14 protein-coding genes are annotated in these 15,099 nt (G+C 60.3%); 7 read left to right on the top strand and 7 right to left on the bottom strand.

The features are described from left to right. Position 1 precedes the first annotated feature (1 nt). Together AC2FNB_RS13280 and AC2FNB_RS13275 are read left to right on the top strand one after the other, a co-directional pair. On the top strand, positions 2–1,498 hold the full coding sequence (locus AC2FNB_RS13280; protein ID WP_496747067.1) for an aldehyde dehydrogenase: 1,497 nt from the start codon (positions 2–4) through the stop codon (positions 1,496–1,498). Beyond that, complete coding sequence (locus tag AC2FNB_RS13275) at positions 1,495–2,835, top strand: NAD(P)/FAD-dependent oxidoreductase (protein WP_496747065.1); 1,341 nt, start codon at positions 1,495–1,497, stop codon at positions 2,833–2,835. Before AC2FNB_RS13280 ends, AC2FNB_RS13275 begins: the two co-directional genes overlap by 4 nt. Positions 2,836–3,054: 219 nt before the next feature. On the opposite strand, the gene AC2FNB_RS13270 is transcribed toward AC2FNB_RS13275, so the two are convergent. The 3 genes from AC2FNB_RS13270 to AC2FNB_RS13260 form a co-directional block, all read right to left on the bottom strand. After that, the gene (locus AC2FNB_RS13270) at positions 3,055–5,088 is read right to left on the bottom strand and encodes an oxidoreductase (RefSeq protein ID WP_496747062.1); all 2,034 of its coding nucleotides are present in this window, start codon (positions 5,086–5,088) and stop codon (positions 3,055–3,057) included. Positions 5,089–5,227: 139 nt separating this feature from the next. Further along, complete coding sequence (locus tag AC2FNB_RS13265) at positions 5,228–6,784, bottom strand: trimethylamine methyltransferase family protein (protein ID WP_496747058.1); 1,557 nt, start codon at positions 6,782–6,784, stop codon at positions 5,228–5,230. A 96-nt stretch (positions 6,785–6,880) separates the two neighbouring features. Further along, positions 6,881–7,342, bottom strand: a complete 462-nt coding sequence (locus AC2FNB_RS13260; RefSeq protein WP_496747055.1) for a hypothetical protein — start codon at positions 7,340–7,342, stop codon at positions 6,881–6,883. 115 nt (positions 7,343–7,457) lie between these two features. On the opposite strand from AC2FNB_RS13260, the gene AC2FNB_RS13255 reads away from it, so the two are divergent. The 3 genes from AC2FNB_RS13255 (at position 7,458) to AC2FNB_RS13245 (ending at position 9,001) form a co-directional block, all read left to right on the top strand. Further along, positions 7,458–8,054 carry an NYN domain-containing protein gene (locus tag AC2FNB_RS13255; RefSeq protein WP_496747053.1) on the top strand — a complete coding sequence of 199 codons (597 nt, stop codon included), beginning with the start codon at positions 7,458–7,460 and terminating at the stop codon, positions 8,052–8,054. Next, positions 8,041–8,394: an MmcQ/YjbR family DNA-binding protein gene (locus tag AC2FNB_RS13250; RefSeq protein WP_496747051.1), complete on the top strand. Its 354-nt coding sequence runs from the start codon at positions 8,041–8,043 to the stop codon at positions 8,392–8,394. Before AC2FNB_RS13255 ends, AC2FNB_RS13250 begins: the two co-directional genes overlap by 14 nt. A 316-nt stretch (positions 8,395–8,710) precedes the next feature. Then, positions 8,711–9,001 carry a hypothetical protein gene (locus AC2FNB_RS13245; RefSeq protein WP_496747047.1) on the top strand — a complete coding sequence of 97 codons (291 nt, stop codon included), beginning with the start codon at positions 8,711–8,713 and terminating at the stop codon, positions 8,999–9,001. 196 nt (positions 9,002–9,197) lie between these two features. On the opposite strand, the gene AC2FNB_RS13240 is transcribed toward AC2FNB_RS13245, so the two are convergent. The 4 genes from AC2FNB_RS13240 to AC2FNB_RS13225 form a co-directional block, all read right to left on the bottom strand. Beyond that, positions 9,198–9,587, bottom strand: coding sequence for a PIN-like domain-containing protein (locus tag AC2FNB_RS13240; RefSeq protein ID WP_496747044.1), 390 nt, complete (start codon positions 9,585–9,587; stop codon positions 9,198–9,200). Next, positions 9,580–10,257 (bottom strand): hypothetical protein, encoded by a 678-nt coding sequence (locus tag AC2FNB_RS13235; RefSeq protein ID WP_496747040.1) that lies wholly within the window; start codon positions 10,255–10,257, stop codon positions 9,580–9,582. Before AC2FNB_RS13235 ends, AC2FNB_RS13240 begins: the two co-directional genes overlap by 8 nt. Positions 10,258–10,313: 56 nt before the next feature. Further along, on the bottom strand, positions 10,314–12,500 hold the full coding sequence (gene uvrB / locus AC2FNB_RS13230; RefSeq protein ID WP_496747036.1) for an excinuclease ABC subunit UvrB: 2,187 nt from the start codon (positions 12,498–12,500) through the stop codon (positions 10,314–10,316). Between the two features lie 79 nt (positions 12,501–12,579). Continuing rightward, positions 12,580–13,038, bottom strand: coding sequence for a MarR family winged helix-turn-helix transcriptional regulator (locus AC2FNB_RS13225; RefSeq protein ID WP_480750742.1), 459 nt, complete (start codon positions 13,036–13,038; stop codon positions 12,580–12,582). An 87-nt stretch (positions 13,039–13,125) separates the two neighbouring features. Between AC2FNB_RS13225 and AC2FNB_RS13220 the strand changes: the two genes are divergently transcribed. Then, positions 13,126–13,809 carry a glutathione S-transferase family protein gene (locus tag AC2FNB_RS13220; RefSeq protein WP_496747029.1) on the top strand — a complete coding sequence of 228 codons (684 nt, stop codon included), beginning with the start codon at positions 13,126–13,128 and terminating at the stop codon, positions 13,807–13,809. Positions 13,810–13,868: 59 nt separating this feature from the next. Continuing rightward, positions 13,869–15,099, top strand: a 1,231-nt coding sequence (locus AC2FNB_RS13215) for an adenylate/guanylate cyclase domain-containing protein (protein ID WP_496747027.1), incomplete at its 3' end; no start/stop codon positions are given.

Genomic DNA, 15,099 nt, shown 5'->3' with positions numbered 1-15,099 from the left:
TATGACATTGCTGACGCAGGACGAATACAAATCCATCGCCGCCAATCTGGACCTGCCCGCCGGAGCGTTCATCGACGGCAAATTCTGCCCGGCAATCTCGGGCGAGACTTTTGTGACAACGAACCCCGCCACGGGTGAGGAATTGACCCGCATCGCTGCCTGTGGCGCGGCGGACGTGGACCTTGCTGTCGAAAAGGCGCGCGAAGCGTTCGAAGACGGGCGCTGGTCGAAACTGCACCCGTCCGAACGCAAGGAGGTTCTGATCCGGCTGTGCAAGTTGATGACCCGCAATGCGCGTGAGTTGGCGGTGATGGAAAGCATCGACAGCGGCAAGACCATCTATGACTGTGAGACGGTGGATGTGCCGGAAACCATCCACTGCATCAAATGGCATGCCGAGGCGATCGACAAAATTTACGATCAGGTCTCGCCTGCCAGCGACAACCACATCGCCATGGTGGTCCGCGAACCGATTGGCGTGGTGGGGCTGGTGCTGCCGTGGAACTTTCCTCTTTTGATGCTGGCGTGGAAAATCGGCCCCGCACTCGCGGCGGGATGTTCGGTGGTCGTGAAACCGGCGGCGGAAACGACCCTGACCGCGCTGCGTGTCGCGGAACTCGCGATGGAGGCCGGCCTGCCCCGCGGCGTGCTGAACATCGTGCCTGGTGGTGGCGCCGAAGTGGGCGAACCCATCGGGCGGCATATGGACATCGACATGGTCTCGTTCACCGGCTCGACCGTGACCGGCAAAAGGTTTCTGACCTATTCGGCGGAATCCAACGCCAAGGAGGTGGTGCTGGAGATGGGCGGCAAGAACCCTGCCATCGTCATGGATGACGCCGAAAACCTCGACCGCGTGGCAGCGCATGTGGTGAACGGCGCGTTCTGGAACATGGGCGAGAATTGCTCGGCATCGTCGCGCCTGATCGTGCACAAGGATGTCAAGGCCGAGTTGCTTGACCGGATCGCGCATCATGCCAGGCAATGGAACGTGGGTGATCCGCTTGATCCGGAAACCCGCATGGGCGCGCTGGTCTCGGCGGCACATTTCGACAAGGTCTGCGGTTATCTTGAGCAGGCCGACAAGGTGGTGCTGGGCGGCAAGGCGAACAATGGCTTTGTCGAGGCGACGGTGGTCGAGGTGCCGGGCAACGACGTCAAACTGGCCCGCGAGGAGATTTTTGGACCGGTGCTGAGCGTGATCGAGGTATCCGGCTTTGACGAGGCCATCGGGATTGCAAATGACACCGATTACGGCCTCTGCGCCTCGATCTTCACCGCCAATGTCAAACGCGCAATTCGCGGGGCTCGGGCGATCCGGGCGGGCACGGTCACGGTCAACAGCTTTGGTGAGGGCGACATCACCACACCCTTTGGCGGCTACAAGCAGTCGGGCTTTGGCGGTCGCGACAACTCGGTTCATGCTCATGACCAATATACCCAGTTGAAAACCATCTGGATCGATCTGGCGGACGATGCTGACGAGGCCGTGGATTGATCAGGTACACCGCCAAACGCCTGCCCCGGCAGACCGGCGCCGCGGGATGGAACGCCATCCTGCCGCCTCAGGACCCGCTGCCGGTTCTGGAGCAGGACCAGACCGCCGATGTCACCGTCATCGGCGGCGGTTTCGCCGGTTTGTCGGCCGCGCGTCGGCTGTATCAGCTGGACCCGTCGCTGAAAATCGCGATTGTCGAGGCGGGCCGCTTTGCCGAAAGCTCGGCCGGGCGCAATTCAGGCTTCATGATCGACCTGCCGCATGATCTGGTGTCGGACAATTACGCGGGCGACGCGCTGGAGGCCGACCGTGCCGCCATTGCGCTGAACCGCCGGGCTATCGCTTTTGCAAATGAGGTGGCCGCCGAGTGTGACCTGCCGGAGGAAATCTTTGATCCCTGCGGTAAGTACAACGCCGCCGCGACGCGGGCCGGGGACCGGCACAACCGGGACTATGCCGCGCATCTGAAGCGTCTGGGAGAGCCCTGCACCTTGCTGGATCAGGCGCAGATTGGCGAAGTCACCGGCAGCCCGCATTATACCTCGGGCGTGTTCTGCCCCGGTACGGTGATGATCCAGCCCGCAGGTTATATCCGTGCGCTGGCGAACCGATTGGCGGACCAGATCCAGGTTTACGAGAACACGCCGGTCACCGGCTTTGAGAAACAGGGCGCGGGCTGGCAGGTGACGACACCCAAGGCACGCATCGCCACCGGGCGGATCGTTCTTGCCAATAACGGCCATCTGGAAAGTTTCGGCTTTTTCCGGCGGCAACTGATGCATATCTGCCTTTACGCCTCGATGACAGAACGGCTGACGGCAGAACAGGTCAGGACATTGGGCGGGCAACCGCGATGGGGTGTGACTCCCGCCGATCCGATGGGTACCTCTGTGCGGCGGATTTCCGGCCGCTATGGCGACCGCATCCTGATCCGCACCTGTGCCACTTTCAATCCCACCATCGAGACCAGCAACATGCGGCTGCGCAATGCAGGCTGGGTGCATGACCGCAAGTATCGCGAGCGATTCCCGCACCTGCCCGGCGTCAAGATGGAGCATCGCTGGGCCGGTATGCTTTGCCTCAGCCGCAATGGCTCCGCCGCTTTCGGTGAACTGGATCAGGGGGTGTTTTCCGCCTGTTGCCAGAACGGGCTGGGCACCGTCCGTGGCACGTTGCAAGGCATGGGCGTGGCGGAGCTGTTGCTGGGGAACGGGTCCGAGATAGCCAATCACTTCCTGGCCGAAGCTGACATGCCCCGCCTGCCACCCGAGCCCTTCGCCTCGCTCGGCGCCAACAGCTATCTGGTGTTGAAGGAATGGCGCTCGGGCAAGGAATGAGGTGTGAGGGGGCGCTGCCCCCGCCGCCTGCGGCGGCTCCCCCGGGGTATTTTGACCAGAAAGAAGCAAGATCCGGGCCTTGTGGGTCCCGGATCAATTCAGTTGAGGGCAAGCTCAACTTGGCTATTTACCAGCCGTCGAGGTCTAGGCCAGCCCTGGGGTGATCGGACGCTCCGGTCCGGCCTGCGGGAAGCATGCCGCAAAGATTCAGAGATCACCTCAGAAATCCTTACACAGCCGCAGCGCGTCCAGAATGGCGGCATGCATGTTTCGACCCGTTATCGCATCGCCGATGCGGGCCAGAACAAACCCGCCGTCCGGGTTGAGATCGGGAAACACGGCCCTGCCTCCGACCAGTGCGATCTGATCCAGTTGCCCAAGGTTGCGCGAGGCCGCTTTGAGATCGAGATAGAGCCCGTCGGCAGGCACCAGCCCGCATTCAACCACCACATGATCCACCACGCGCTGCTCTGTCGCTCCGGTCAGCACGTTGCGCAGGCTCGCGTGTTTCTTCCCCTCTGCGTCGGCCACCGAGGCCAGTTCGTGCAGACAGGTATACTGCGTTCCGGCATTGGCCAGCCGGCGCAGGATCACGGCCGAGGTTGTGGGGCCAAGATCGTGGAACAGGCTGCGATCGGGCGTCACCAATTCAAGTTTGCAGCCCATGTCGGCCAGCGCATCTGCCGTCACCGCCGCGGGCTGATCGCCGGTCTCGTCAAACAAAAGCACGTTGCCCGAGGGGCGCTGCCCGCCATTCAGAACATCCCAACTGCTGACAGTCAGATGTCCGCCGGGTATGTCTGGTGGTTCGGGCCAGCCGCCGGTGGCAACAACCACCAGATCCGGCTTTTCCGCCAGAACATCCCCGGCTTCGGCATAGACATTGGTGCGCAGCTCTGCGCCCAGGCGCACGGCCTCGGCCACCAGCCAGTCGGTGATGCCCTGAACCTGTCGCCGGACGGTTCCCCGCGCCGCAAGCAATAGTTGCCCGCCGAGTTGCGGCGCCGCTTCGAACAACACTACCTTGTGGCCGCGCGCGGCACAGACCCGCGCCGCTTCCAGCCCGCCGGGGCCGCCGCCCACGATCACAACAGTTTTACGCCTGTCTGCAACATGGATCACATGTGGCAGCATCGCCTCGCGCCCGGTGGCGGCGTTGTGACCGCAGACGGCGGGTTTGCCCTGGTTGACCCGGTCGACGCAGTACCCAAGCCCGACGCAGGGCCGGATGAATTCCTCTTCGCCGCGCTGAAGCTTGGACACCAGATGCGGGTCGGCCATGTGCGCGCGGGTCATCCCGACCAGATCGACATGCCCGGCTTCTAGCGCGTGGCGCGCGGTTGCAAGGTCGGCTATCCCGCCAGCATGGATCACCGGCAATCCGGTTTCGCGCCGGATCAGTCCGGCGATGGGCAAATGAGGAGCCGAAGGCATGCCCATCGGCGGCACCCATCCGGCAAGCCCCAGATCGTCGTAAGGCGCGCCCGCCATAACGTTGAAGAAATCCACCAATCCCGCATCCGCCAGCATGCACGCGGCGGTCGCACAATCCTGCGCCTCGATGCCGCCATTAACCAGTTCGTCCCCGGTCAAACGGATGCCCAGCAGAAGCTCGTCGCCCACGGCCCCGCGTACAGCCTGCAGAACCTCGACCGTCAGCCGGAGGCGATTTTCAAGCGCGCCGCCGTATGCGTCGTCCCGGTCATTGACCAGTGGCGACAGGAACTGGCCCAGAAGGTGCGAGTGGGACAACACCTCGATCCCGTCAAAGCCGCCGTCGCGGCACCGGCGCGCCGCCTGTGCAAAATCCTGCACAACGCGCGCGATGTCTTCGGGCTCCATCACCTTGGGAAAGGCCCGATGCGCCCGTTCCCGCCGACCCGACGGGCCGATCACCGGCAACCAGTGCCCATCATCCCAGGCCGTGCGGCGCCCCATATGGGTGATCTGGCACATGATCGCCGCACCGTGCGATTTTACCCCGTCGGTCAGCTTGCGGAACCACGGAACGATGCTGTCGTCTCCGGCATACAACTGGCCGAAGACCGATGGACTGTCGGGGGCAATGTTTGTGGACCCGCCGATCATTGTCATCCCGACCCCGCCCTTGGCCTTTTCCTCGTGATACAGCCGATAGCGGTCACGGGGATGACCGTCCTGAACGTAATTCGGCGCATGTGCGGTGCTGACGATGCGGTTTCGGATCGTCAGGTTGCCCAACCGGAACGGTTCCAAAAGCGGATCACGCACCATCAGTTTCTCTCCGATATCTTGTCTCGCGGGATGCTGCCCGTGACCGGCTTTGCGCCTTATGTTTCCGCAGTACACCAGTTTTCACCGACATCTCAAAAAAACGGCCCGCCCGAATTGAGACGGGCCAGTCGGGGAGGGTTCAATAACTCTGGTTCAACTCGTCCGCTGCCGGGATTTCCCTTTCGCGCCGGGCGATGTAATCGAGCAGCGCTTCGTTCTTTGCCACATCAAGCCGAGGCTCCTCGTATTCGGCCAACAGTTTGCGGGCGCGGGTCAGGGCACGTTCGGTGATTTCCACCTCGCCCTCGGCCACCCATTGTTCGATCGAGTTGTTGTCAAACAGCTCGGGCATGAAGAAGGCCTCCTGAAAGTTGTCCTGCGTGTGGGGATGGCCCAGATAGTGACCGCCCGGCCCGACATCCGGCACCGCCGCAATCGCCTGATCGAAATCGTGCCATTTCGGTCCTTCGGCCATGCGATAGGCCATTGCGCATTGTTCGGAATCGACGATGAACTTGGCGACAGAGCAATGCATTCCGGCCTCGTTCCAGCCTGCCGAGTGCCAGATGTAGTTGGCGCCGGCATGGATCACCGCCTGCAGGGTGGTGGCGCTTTCATACCCCGCCTGTGCGTCAAAGGTCTTGGCGCCACCAAGCGTGTTCGAGGTGCGCCACGGCACGTCGTAATGCCGCGCCATCTGGCCGATCATGAAATTCATCAGGGAAATCTCTGGTGTGCCGGCCATCGGCGCGCCCGATTTCATGCTGACGGTCGACAGGTAGTGGCCATAAATCGCGGGCGCACCCTTGCGGATCACCTGGGTATAGGCCAGCGCGCTCAGCGCCTCGGCGTTGAGCTGCGCCACCGTGGCCGGGACGCTGGCAGGCGTATTGGCCCCGCCCAGCACGAAGGGCGAGCAGAGCACCGGCTGGTTGCGGCGGCAGAAGGCGCGCATCGCCCCCAGCATGGTCTCGTCCCAGACCAGCGGCGAGTTGCCGTTGCAATTGCCTGTCACCACCGGGTGGCTGTCGATGAAATCGTCACCGAACAGGATCGCGCACATCTCGATCACGTCCTCGGCATTCCGGGGGCTGGTGGTCATGCCCATGAATGTCTTGTCCGAATGTTTCATCGACGAATAGGTGATGCGCAGGTGTCGTTGGCTGATCGGGTGGTCGTAAGGCTCGACAATATGATGCGCCGAACTGTGCAGCGCGGGCATCATGTGGCTGAGCTTGTGGAACATCGCCAGGTCGTCCAGCGTCGGATTCCGGCGCACGTCGTCGAGATCGCGCAGGAAGGGCGCGCCGGTCATCGGAACAAAGATCGAATGCCGCCCACCAAGGCGCACATTTTTTCTGGGGTCGCGAGCGTGACAAGTGAAATCCGACGGGATTGTCCTGACCAACTCCCGCACCAGGCCGCGGTCGAGATAGACCAGTTCTCCGACAACCTTGGCCCCGGCCCGTTTCCAGTCCTCCAGCGCGATCGGGTCACGGAACTGAACGCCCACGTTTTCCAGAATGTTCATCGAGGCGGCATCGATCATCTCGATCTGAGCACCGTCCATCACCTCGCACAAGGGCAGGTTCCGCGTCAGCCCCGGCAGCATGTCAAACTTTGGGGCGGTCCGGACCGCGCGACGCGCCGAGCGTCCTCCTGAACGGGACCGGGGTTTTGCCGCAAGATCGTTCATGTCTGTCTCCTCCGTCATAAAGACAGCATGCCGCCCGCCCGCATGGACCGCGTGCAGGTTTGCGAAACATGCTTGCAGAAAGCGACGCGGGCGCGGCTAGGGCCGATGCGCGTCGTCCAGCCAGTCGTTGATCCGTTGCACCAACTGCGCGCGCGGGGCACTGGTAAAGCCGTATTCCATCGGCAATTTGCCCTGATCGCCCACCAGAACCAGCCGTTCAAGGCGGGCGTTTTCGCTCCACTGCGCCTGCAGGGCGGCGCGCGAGATCTCGGCCAGCGGCAGGGTCGAGGACTTGCGCCCGGTCAGCCGCGCCTCGGTCCGGGTCAGTGTTCCGCTGGCGCGGTCGAAGGTCAGGCGCTGGAACGGAAAGGAATGATGCGCCATGGCCAGAGCGCCCAGCCCCAGCGCGGCGACCAGCAAGGATTCGGTCATGCCATCCGTCTGACCGGACAGCGCCACCCACAGGCACAGCCCGCCCATGAACCAGACGAGCCCGGCCATGATGCGGGGCCGATCCTCGACAACCAGCCGCTGGGGCGTATGCTCCACGATCTTCATGACACCGGGTATAGCAAGGGTTTTGGGCGGGAGTTGGGCGGGCGCATTCACTCACACCCGCGCACGGGCCATTGAAATTTCTTGCAGTCATGCGCCGCTCAGGTATCTACCTCCTATGGTTGTTTGGCTTATTGTTTTGATCGCTTCACTGGGCCTGTCGATTTGGTCCGTCCTGGTATTTGGCCGGATTCTCACGCTGCCCCTGCTGGCCGGGGCTCTGGGCGTTGTCATCGCCATCCTGTCCGTTATCCGGCGTCGGCTCAGACGGCCCGTTCCCTGGGTGGTCGTTGACGGATCAAATGTCCTGTATTGGGAGGACGAGACACCATCCCTGCACTCGGTTCGGCTGGTCATTGAAAAGCTGGTCGCCAACGGACTTGAGCCGATTGTCTGGTTCGATGCGAATGTCGGATATCTGGTTCGAAACCAATACATGGGACCTGCCAGGCTGTCCAAGGTGCTGCGTTATCCGGTTCGGCAGATTTCAGTTGCGCCAAAGGGGACCCCGGCCGATCCCCTGCTGATCGAGGATGCGCAGAATCGCAACGCGCGGATAGTAACAAACGACAGGTTTCGCGATTGGGCAGAGCGTTACCCACAGGTTCTGCAATCCGACCTGTTTCTGCGCGGAACGATAAACCGCAGATCCGTGACGCTTGAGCTTGATAACTGCAAGCGAGGCCCTCAGGATCAACGCCATGACCCGAGATGAGTTCAATACCTTTTGCGCCGGCCTCAAGGCCACCACCCACGTCGTGCAATGGGGCAATGCGGATGTGTGGAAAGTGGGGGCCAAGGTCTTTGCGATCTGTGGCTGGAACGAGGGAAAGGATGCCTTTACTTTCAAGGTCACCGATCTGACGTTTGAAGTACTTCAGGATGAGCCCGGCATCCGCCCCGCCCCCTATCTGGCATCGCGGGGGATGAAATGGCTGCAGGTCTATGAAGACCGCGGCATGAGCGACGCCTCGCTGCGCGAGCATATCGTGACCTCTTATGATCTGGTCGTCGCCGGATTGACCCGGAAGATGCGGGCGGAGTTGGGGGTCTAGGGCGGGGTTTTCCCCATCTTTCGTTTTGGCGGGCTTGGAATGGTGGGTTGAAAACCCATCCTGCGCCTGCGGAACAGGGTGTTCGGGTTCGTCATCGCAACCGTTTGGAATCACGATCTGTGATTTCAAACGTGGAGCAGGCGCTGGAGTGCAACCCTGAAGGGACAGCTGCCCGGATGCGGTGAGGCGTGTGGTTGAAAATCGGCGCAAATCTTTGGTATCAATGCGAGATTTCGGGCTGCCGTGTTAGGGTGCGCGCGGCGGGGCCGTTCCGGCCGTGTTACATGGCAATTTCGCCAGACGACGGAGGAAAGTGATGTTTGCACGAATTACCCAATACAAAATGAAGCCCGGTACGCGCGAGGCGGCGACGGCGAAGATGAACGCATTGAAATCCGACATCATGGGTATGCCCGGCATACACAGCTTTACCAATGTGATGAACGAGGATGGTTCGGGCTATGTGATCTCGGTGGTCGAAAGCGAGGCGATCTCGAACGCAAACGCGCCCAAAGTGGCCGAGCTGTGGGGCCATTTCGCCGAATTCATGGAAGGCCCACCGACGCCGGTTGGGTATGATGTGGTTGCCCATTGGGATAAGGGGTAACGGTTCGGGCGGGAATTTCCCGCCCTTTCTATTAGTTGGATAGAACTGCGCTTTGGACCTCATGCGGTCTGGGCAGGGATTTGGTGTTCGTCATGGCAACCGTTTGGAGTCACGATTTGTGATTTTAAGCGTGGCGGAGTGTGGAGCGGAGTGCAAAGGTGGAGTGTGGGGTGTTGGTGCACTGTGAAGACGGATTTTACAAAGTTTTAAACTTCGACCTGTTCTCAGGTAGTTGAAACAGCCCGCTTTTTACCGTGGATCTTTGCAGTAGAATTTTATCCCAGTGCCATAAAATTGCAGCGGCCTGCTCTCCGACTTTTTTCTTTTGCAACGATGGGGCGAGATAAAATGCCACGACATTGTTCCTCAAAATAGCGGCTCTTTCGGCTTTCTTTTTACTGTTTTGAAGGTCTTTTGAAACAACGATCCAATCGCTGCCAAGTCGATTGAAATAGTCAATGTCGGAGATGTCCTTCGAAAAAACATCCCGCAGTGCGAAGGCCTCATGACTGTCGACTTTGATCAGTTCATGAAGCGACCGAGCAATGCAGGGTGGCATGTTATGGTCAAAAAGTACCTTAACCATTTGCCTCGTCTAAACTGCGCTCGAACTTAATGCACTTTCGAATAAGCTTCTCCGGCACTTCATAAATCTTTGAAAGATAACCCGTGTCGTTAAACTCACCAAATTCCTTGTAGATTGTGCCCGTCGAAATTCCGAACTCATCTAAAATTGGATCACCAAAATGGCGCGTAGGGTCCAAGACTACATCGGCGTGATTTTGCGGCCGCCACCTTGCTACCACTTCACCCTCGTACTCGAGGTCATTTAGGGACTGTGAAATGATGTCCTTAAAGACCTTTTGACCGGGCCTTTTCTTCGAAAGGCTTACGTAGTCCCCGTCATTTTCAATCGCTTCCATAAGTATCTCGGAGCCATCAGTTTTAAACGATTGAGACGCCAGCGGTCTCTCAATGCCAAACTTGTCTTGGGCAAACGAAATCGCGAATCTGATGGATTGTAGAGATACATTTGCGTTTCGCATCGCCGCAACAACGCGGACTTCAATCAAGTCCAAGAAACTAATCTCGGTAATGTCATCATCCAAAAACTGATAATGCGCATTCCAAAGCGGTAGGTGTGGTCCACTGCCGCGTGTCCAACGCAGGACCTGCTGCACATTGGTTCCAACCAATCGTGCTGCTTCCCTTGGTGTATAAACACCTTGTCCTAGTATCGCGTGGTCAAGCGGCATCAGTGTCCTCCTGTAGGTTATCTAGCTCGGAATTCTCTACAGGGGAATCCGGTAAATTATCTTTTCCTCCGCTTCACATTCCCGCCCCGTTGCCCCGGCCTCCCAGCCGTTGACCGACCGCGTGACTTCACTGCGTCTTCCGCGGCTTTCTCGACCGCCCATTGCCGTGCCATAGGGTCGTCGGCGATGGCCAGATCGACCGCTTCCAGACGTTTGATTTCATCCCGGATATTGGCGGCCTCTTCGAATTCAAGGTTCTCGGCGGCTTTGCGCATCTGGTCGCGCAGCCCGTTCAGGTGCGCCTCGAGGTTGGCGCCGTGCATCGGTTTGTCGATGGTGGCGGTGACGCGGTTCATGTCCACGTCGCCCTCATACAGCCCGGCCAGAACATCCTCGACATTCTTTTTCACGGTCGCGGGCGTGATACCGTGTTCCTCGTTATAGGCCATCTGCTTGGCGCGGCGGCGGTCGGTTTCGGCCAGCGCGCGTTCCATCGAACCGGTGATCTTGTCGGCATACATGATCACCCGGCCATCGGCGTTGCGCGCGGCGCGGCCGATGGTCTGAACCAGCGAGGTCTCGGACCGCAGAAAGCCTTCCTTGTCGGCATCCAGAATGGCGACCAGCCCGCATTCGGGAATGTCGAGCCCTTCACGCAGCAGGTTGATGCCGACCAGCACGTCGAAGGCGCCCAGACGCAGGTCGCGCAGAATCTCGATCCGTTCCAGCGTTTCGATATCGGAATGCATGTAGCGCACCTTGATACCCTGTTCGTGCAGGTATTCGGTCAGATCCTCGGCCATGCGTTTGGTCAGCGTCGTGACCAGCGTGCGATAGCCATCGGCGGCGACCTTGCGCACCTCGTCCAGCAGGTCGTCGACCTGCATCGACACGGGGCGGATTTCGACCTGCGGGTCCAGCAGGCCGGTGGGGCGGATCACCTGTTCGGTGAAGACGCCGCCGGTCTGGTCGAGCTCCCACGCGGCGGGGGTGGCCGAGACGAACACGGATTGCGGGCGCATGGCATCCCATTCCTCGAACTTCAGGGGGCGGTTGTCCATGCAGGACGGCAGGCGGAACCCGTGTTCGGCCAGCGTGAACTTGCGCCGGTAGTCGCCCCGGTACATGCCGCCGATCTGCGGTACGCTGACATGGGATTCATCGGCAAAGACGATGGCGTTGTCGGGAATGAATTCGAACAGGGTCGGAGGCGGCTCGCCCGGTGCACGACCGGTCAAATAGCGCGAATAGTTCTCGATCCCGTTGCAGACGCCTGTCGCTTCCAGCATTTCCAGATCGAAATTGGTGCGTTGTTCCAGCCGCTGCGCCTCGAGCAGTTTGCCTTCGCCGACCAGCTGGTCGAGGCGCATCCGCAGTTCTTTTTTGATCCCGATGATCGCCTGCTGCATCGTCGGTTTCGGGGTCACGTAGTGGGAATTCGCATAGACCCGGATATGGTCCATCGTGTCGGTCTTTTCGCCGGTCAGCGGGTCGAATTCGGTGACCTGTTCCAGTTCCTCGCCGAAGAACGACAGCTTCCAGGCGCGGTCCTCAAGGTGGGCGGGCCAGATTTCCAGGCTGTCGCCCCGCACCCGGAACGAGCCGCGCTGAAACCCCTGATCGTTGCGGCGGTATTGCTGGGCCACCAGATCGGCCATCACCTGTCGCTGGTCGTATTCGTGCCCGACCTTCAGATCCTGCGTCATCGCGCCATAGGTTTCGACCGAGCCGATGCCATAGATGCAGCTGACCGAGGCGACGATGATCACATCATCGCGTTCCAGCAACGCCCGCGTGGCCGAGTGGCGCATCCGGTCGATCTGTTCGTTGATCTGCGATTCTTTTTCTATGTAGGTGTCAGAGCGCGGCACATAGGCTTCGGGCTGGTAATAGTCGTAGTAGGACACGAAATATTCCACCGAGTTTTCGGGGAAGAAGCCCTTGAATTCACCGTATAGCTGCGCCGCCAGCGTCTTGTTGGGGGCAAGGATGATGGCGGGGCGCTGGGTTTCCTCGATCACCTTGGCCATGGTGAAGGTCTTGCCCGTGCCGGTCGCGCCCAGCAGCACCTGATCGCGTTCACCGTCCAGCACGCCGCCTGCCAGTTCCTTGATCGCCGTTGGCTGATCGCCCGCCGGATTGAATTCGGTATGCATCACGAATTGCCTGCCACCCTCAAGTTTCAGGCGCGCGCGTACGTCTTCGGCGGTCAGTTGGGTCTTGTCGGAATGCGCGTAAGGCATCAGGGGGGATTCCTTTCGCGCCCGATTTTGGTCTGTTTTTGTTCTTGTTCAAGGGGGCGCGTCGTTTCAGCCTGAATTATTATTCACTGGCACCCGATTTCGAGGCCAGTTCAAGCTGCTTCAACGTGCCAGTCAATCCGTGCCTCTCGACCTGCATCATCGGGTTATTGATCTGTTTGGTCAGCGCGGGGGCATAGACCTCCCACATCCGCAACCGCGTGGCGGCGCCCTGTGGCGTCAGGACAAGGATCTGCCCGCGCCCGTCGTCATCGCAGGACATGCGCTTGAGGTAGCCGGCTTTTTCAAGGCGAAGCACCAGTCGGGATACCCCATATTGCGGTAGTAACAGCCGATCCTGAAGCTCATAGGGCCGCAACCCGTCAGGGTCGGCCTGTTCCAGTTCCCACAACACGTCGTACCAGTCGAGACCCGGCAGTCCTGCCTGTTTCAGGGCGTGTTCGACCGTACTCAAAATGGCTTTGTAGGCACGCGCGAGCGGCACCCAGAGCTCGAATGCTTCTTTGGTAGACAGGGTCATGTACGGAATTTAGATGCATATGCATTGACTTTCAACAGGCGAGGCCCATTTCCATTTACATGCAATTGCATCTAAATGGAGACTCCCATGACCGACCTTCATCTGATCAGCCACCACTTGTGCCCCTATGTGCAACGCGCGGTGATCGTACTGAGCGAAAAAGGCATCCCGCATCGCCGCACCTATATCGACCTGTCGGACAAGCCCGGCTGGTTTCGAGCACTGTCGCCGCTGGGCCGGGTTCCGGTGCTGCAAACCAGTGGCCGGGTCCTGTTCGAAAGCCAGGTGATCGCGGAATACCTTGATGAGGTGACACCGGGGTCACTGCATCCGGATGATCCTCTGGATAGGGCGCGGCACCGGGCGTGGATCGAATTTGGCTCCGACACACTGGCGGCGATTGCCGGACTCTACAACGCTCCCGATGCCGATGCGTTCGAAGCGAAGCGGCAGGTCGTGCGCCAAAGGCTGGAGCGTATTGCGCCCGAGATATCGGGGCCTTTCTTTGGAGGAGAACAGTTTTTTATGGTCGACGGTGTCTGGGGCACGATCTTTCGCTATTTCGATACGTTGGATGACATCGCGGAATTCGGCCTGATGCCACCAAACCTGCAACTCGCAACATGGCGTAAAGCTGTCAGCAAGCGCACCTCGGTCCGCCATGCACCACCTGAAGGATATCCGGACCGGTTGATGGCCTTTCTCAGGTCACGCGCTTCGCATCTGGGAACGCTGGCGCGGGTGAGCACGCAGATCGAAAGGACAAGCTAGCGAGGTTTACAGAATGTGCCGATTGCCTAGACTGGCAGGATATTTCCAGGGGGACGTCCATGCACAGCCAGTTGGCGGTTCTGATGTTTGCCGATGTCGTCGGTTATACTGCGATGATGGAAGCGGATCAGGCCCGCACGATCCAGGCCGTGCGGAGCTTGCGCAAGAACGTGGTCGAGCCACTGGCAAGACAGCACGACGGCAAGGTCCTGAAACGACTGGGAGACGGCTGGATCATGTCGTTTCCCGGAGTCGCGACCTGCGTTGCAGGCGGCATGGCGATCCAGAAAAAGCTGCAGGCCGAGACCGATATCAAGCTGCGCATCGGCGCCCATATCGGCGAAGTGGTCGAAGATGGCGAGGATTTCTATGGCTCGGGTTTGAACATCGCACAACGGATCGAGGCCGAAGCCCCACCCGGCGGCCTGATGGTGTCCGAGGATCTGTTCCGGCAATTGTCAGGCGCTGTGGCAGCGGATTTGAAGGATGCCGGCATCTTCCGCCTGAAAAACATCGCGCAACCGGTCAGGCTTTACCAATGGCGCCCCGCAAGGCGGCGCGAAAGCAGTTCGGACGGCGTGACGTCGATTGCGGTCGCGGCCATAGAGTATGCGCCACTTGACTCTGACACTGCGGCGTTGGCGGGCGACCTGCACGATCAGTTGGTGATCCGCATGTCGCGAAGGCAGGGTATCGTCATTCTGGATGCGGCAGCCAAACCAGTTGATGTGGCCACCTATGATCTGAAAAGCCGCTTGCGGGTGGCGGGCGGCAAGGGGCGGCTGAGCCTCACGCTGATGCTGCGCGCAGAAGGACGCCCCGTCTGGTCCGAAAGCTATGACCGCAGCACCAAGGACATCTTTGATTTCTGCGACGTGGTACTGGAACGGGCCGAAGCCGACCTGCGCATCCAGACCAACGCCTTCGATGGCGACCGGCTGGCACACATTCCCGAGGAGGAGTTGAGCGTTTCCGAACTCCGCGCGCGCGCGGCGAATTCCTTCTACCGGCTGACCTATCAGGACTGGGCCGATGGGCTGCGCCTGATGAAACGCGCCATCGAAATGAACCCGCTGGACGGGGTGGCGCTGGCGATGCGGGCAGAGGCCGAGATCATGCTGAACGCGGCCCGGTACGAGACCTTGCCCGACAGCCTGCTGGAACAGTTGGAGCGCGATCTGGACACGGCCGTCGAACAGAACCCGGCAAGCGATTACGTGTTCTGGACCCGCGGCTATTTCCGGATCAACTGTCTGGGCGACGCGCCCGGCGCCCGATCCGATCTGGAAC

It is taken from the genome of Ruegeria sp. BHSB058 (assembly GCF_059613285.1).
Note: the sequence above shows the minus strand (reverse complement) of the source record. Positions and strands in the feature narration are given on the sequence as shown.

Excerpts from the sequence above, each read along its gene's own strand:
- AC2FNB_RS13280 (WP_496747067.1), top strand. The coding sequence starts at position 2 with ATGACATTGCTGACGCAGGACGAATACAAATCCATCGCCGCCAATCTG.
- AC2FNB_RS13270 (WP_496747062.1), bottom strand. The coding sequence starts at position 5,088 with ATGGTGCGTGATCCGCTTTTGGAACCGTTCCGGTTGGGCAACCTGACG.
- AC2FNB_RS13265 (WP_496747058.1), bottom strand. The coding sequence starts at position 6,784 with ATGAACGATCTTGCGGCAAAACCCCGGTCCCGTTCAGGAGGACGCTCG.
- AC2FNB_RS13260 (WP_496747055.1), bottom strand. The coding sequence starts at position 7,342 with ATGAAGATCGTGGAGCATACGCCCCAGCGGCTGGTTGTCGAGGATCGG.
- AC2FNB_RS13255 (WP_496747053.1), top strand. The coding sequence starts at position 7,458 with ATGGTTGTTTGGCTTATTGTTTTGATCGCTTCACTGGGCCTGTCGATT.
- AC2FNB_RS13250 (WP_496747051.1), top strand. The coding sequence starts at position 8,041 with ATGACCCGAGATGAGTTCAATACCTTTTGCGCCGGCCTCAAGGCCACC.
- AC2FNB_RS13245 (WP_496747047.1), top strand. The coding sequence starts at position 8,711 with ATGTTTGCACGAATTACCCAATACAAAATGAAGCCCGGTACGCGCGAG.
- AC2FNB_RS13240 (WP_496747044.1), bottom strand. The coding sequence starts at position 9,587 with ATGGTTAAGGTACTTTTTGACCATAACATGCCACCCTGCATTGCTCGG.
- AC2FNB_RS13235 (WP_496747040.1), bottom strand. The coding sequence starts at position 10,257 with ATGCCGCTTGACCACGCGATACTAGGACAAGGTGTTTATACACCAAGG.
- uvrB (WP_496747036.1), bottom strand. The coding sequence starts at position 12,500 with ATGCCTTACGCGCATTCCGACAAGACCCAACTGACCGCCGAAGACGTA.
- AC2FNB_RS13225 (WP_480750742.1), bottom strand. The coding sequence starts at position 13,038 with ATGACCCTGTCTACCAAAGAAGCATTCGAGCTCTGGGTGCCGCTCGCG.
- AC2FNB_RS13220 (WP_496747029.1), top strand. The coding sequence starts at position 13,126 with ATGACCGACCTTCATCTGATCAGCCACCACTTGTGCCCCTATGTGCAA.